3 protein-coding genes are annotated in these 2,270 nt (G+C 58.0%); all 3 read right to left on the reverse strand.

Annotated elements, in window-relative coordinates:
• Positions 1-113: 113 nt before the first annotated feature.
• Positions 114-983 carry a peptide chain release factor N(5)-glutamine methyltransferase gene (gene prmC, locus ACXJ5O_RS24820; protein ID WP_457302231.1) on the reverse strand — a complete coding sequence of 290 codons (870 nt, stop codon included), beginning with the start codon at positions 981-983 and terminating at the stop codon, positions 114-116.
• Between the two features lie 5 nt (positions 984-988).
• Positions 989-2,044 carry a peptide chain release factor 1 gene (gene prfA / locus ACXJ5O_RS24825; RefSeq protein WP_457302232.1) on the reverse strand — a complete coding sequence of 352 codons (1,056 nt, stop codon included), beginning with the start codon at positions 2,042-2,044 and terminating at the stop codon, positions 989-991.
• A gap of 31 nt (positions 2,045-2,075) precedes the next feature.
• Positions 2,076-2,270, reverse strand: a 195-nt coding sequence (locus tag ACXJ5O_RS24830) for a hypothetical protein (protein ID WP_457302230.1), incomplete at its 5' end; no start/stop codon positions are given.

Raw genomic sequence — 2,270 nt, forward strand, 5'->3', positions numbered from 1 at the left:
CCCGGAATTTCCGTATCAATCTCTTGATAGGCAGACCAGATTTGTTTCGGTTTAGTGCGGTACCCGGAAACTAGCCGTGTTCCAGCCAAATTCCAAGCCTTTTTTCAATCTTTTTACAGTGGTGTGAATAAAAGTGCCCTTTCGTGCCCACCAATATCTCTCTGGACAGCACCCAAAGCGAATTTCTCCTTCGAAAAGATCGCCTCGATATCACTACGTTGTCCAAAACCGATTTCCAATGCGACCGCACCACCCTGCCTGAGATGCTGCCGGGAGTGCCCGGCAATGATTCGGTAGGGGGTTAGGCCATCCTGCCCGCCATCCAGAGCCCCGATCGGATCATGCAGCGCTACTTCACGTTGCAAGCCTTTTATATCGGGGGACGGTATATATGGCGGATTGGAAACAATCATGTCGAATGAGCCATTTACCTCGGAAAACCAATCCGAATGAAGGCCTGCAAAACGATTTGATACATTGTTGATGTGGGCATTGTCACGCGCCGTATCAAGTGCACCCGCAGAAATATCGACGCCCACTGCGCGTAATTGGCTGAATTGATCGAGCAACGCCAAGGCAATCGCGCCCGTCCCGGTTCCAAGGTCGATCAGGTCCGCGACACCCTGTTCCTCGATACGCTGGCGCAGAAACGGGATCGCGAGTTCCACCAGGGCTTCGGTGTCGGGCCTGGGCTCGAGTGTATCGGCGGAAAGCCCAAGTTCGATACCAAAGAAGGCACGTTTGCCGATGATGCGATGCACGGACTCGCCATTGATTCGCCGGGTAAGAACTGTGTGAAGCCGCGCAACGATCGTCTGGTCGATCGGGCGGGCCGGATTGCGGATCGCCTCGAGCTGATCGCAGCCCGTCAGCCATTCGACCAACAGCCGTGCGTCGAGATCGGCCGTTTCGAGTCCCGCTTTTGCTAAAAGAACGCGGGCCTCTCTGTGCACATCGGCGAGGCGGGTCCCATGCTCTACCATGACGCTCAAAAGCTTTCGTTCATCTGGGCAAGTAGTGCCGTCTGGTAATCGGAGATCAGCGCGCCGATGAGCTCATCGAGATCGCCCTCCATGATGCGATCGAGCTTGTAGAGCGTCAGGTTGATGCGATGATCGGTCACACGCCCCTGCGGGAAATTATAGGTGCGGATGCGCTCGGAGCGATCACCCGAACCGACCTGGCTGCGCCGGGCTTCGGAACGCTCGCTGTCCGCCTTCTGGCGCTGCATGTCGAACAGGCGCGAACGCAGAACCTGCATGGCCCGGGCACGGTTCTGGTGCTGCGACTTCTCCGCCTGCACGACGACGATGCCGGAAGGAATGTGCGTGATACGCACCGCCGAGTCGGTCGTATTGACGTGCTGACCGCCCGATCCCGATGCACGCATTGTATCGATACGAATATCGTCGGGGCGGATATCGATGTCGATCTCCTCGGCTTCCGGCAGTACGGCAACTGTCGCGGCGGACGTATGGATGCGGCCACTCGCCTCGGTATCCGGAACGCGCTGTACCCGGTGGACACCCGATTCGAACTTCAGCTTGGCGAAAACGCCCTTGCCCGAAACCATGGCGATCACTTCCTTGTAGCCGCCGGCTTCGCCATCGCTGGCCGATATCAGCTCGACGCGCCATCCGTTTGCGGCCGCATAGCGCTCATACATGCGAAACAGATCGCCGCCGAAAAGCGCAGCCTCCGAGCCACCAGTGCCGGCGCGAATTTCGAGGATGGCGTTGCGCTCGTCAGCGACGTCTTTCGGCAAAAGGAGGACCTGGATATCCTTCTCCAGTTCCTCGATACGCTCCTCGATGTCGGGCAGCTCGGCTTCCGCCAGTTCACGCATGTCCTTGTCGGTGGTGCCGTCATCGAGCATGGCTTGCAACCCTTCCGCTTCGCTGCGCGCAGCGAGCAGATCGCGAATCTTGGCGACCACGGGCTCAAGCTCGGAATACTCCGAAGCCAGCTTCACATAGGTTTCGGAATCAGGATTGCTCGCCATCTGCGTCTCCATCATGGAGAAACGCTTCAGCAGTTGATCCATACGATCCTGCGGAATAGAACTCACTCAAACCTCACAATGGAACGCCAGCTCGCTCCGCGAACTTGGTAAGAACATGGCGCAACGAACCGGTTTCGCCGTGATTGTCGATCGCATCGGCGAGTTGCGCGGTAAGCTCTGCGACATCGACCGTGCCGAGCATGGCCTTGATCGGGCCGATCGACGCGGGCGACATCGAGATGGAGCGATATCCAAGCCCGATCAGCGC

Source organism: Phyllobacterium sp. P5_D12, from assembly GCF_054049495.1.

What these genes read in the sequence shown, in the direction of transcription:
- prmC (WP_457302231.1), bottom strand. Translation starts at nt 983, where the DNA reads ATGGTAGAGCATGGGACCCGCCTCGCCGATGTGCACAGAGAGGCCCGC.
- prfA (WP_457302232.1), bottom strand. Translation starts at nt 2,044, where the DNA reads ATGGATCAACTGCTGAAGCGTTTCTCCATGATGGAGACGCAGATGGCG.